The sequence below is a fragment of the Nocardiopsis sp. MG754419 genome, from assembly GCF_018207095.1.
Taxonomy (GTDB): Bacteria; Actinomycetota; Actinomycetes; order Streptosporangiales; family Streptosporangiaceae; genus Nocardiopsis.
In genome coordinates this window covers 1-355 of the sequence record NZ_QOCZ01000409.1, presented here as the reverse complement: position 1 = coordinate 355, position 355 = coordinate 1, and the positions used below count along the sequence as shown (strand labels likewise).

The following is a 355-nucleotide window of genomic DNA, read 5'->3' as shown; positions in this document are numbered from 1 at the left end:
CCTTGGGCTTGGCCGGGTCCGCCAGCCAGACCGCCCACGCGTTCTCGTCGGCCTCGTCCAGCTGGGCCGGGTCGAACCAGGCGGCCGCTCCCCCGGCCGCGGCCAGCGCGACCTCGGCCACCGCGCCCGCACCGAGCGCCCACGAGTCGACCGTGGCCGCCCCGAGGACCGCCTTGCCGTGCTCGGCGAGCCAGGGGGCGAGCTCCCCGGCGCCGAGCACCGTGCCGTCCAGCTCGACGCCGCCGTCGGTGACCGGGGTGACGTCGACCTCCTCGGCCCCCGGGTCGACGGCCAGCAGCCGCTCACGCAGGGACGGGTTGCGGATCTCCAGGGTGTCCAGGACCATCGCGAGGGC

General features: G+C 77.5%; 1 pseudogene. It reads right to left on the bottom strand.

Annotated features, from left to right (window positions below):
• Positions 1-355: pseudogene (locus DSY14_RS28335) on the bottom strand (DNA polymerase I); the annotation flags it as partial.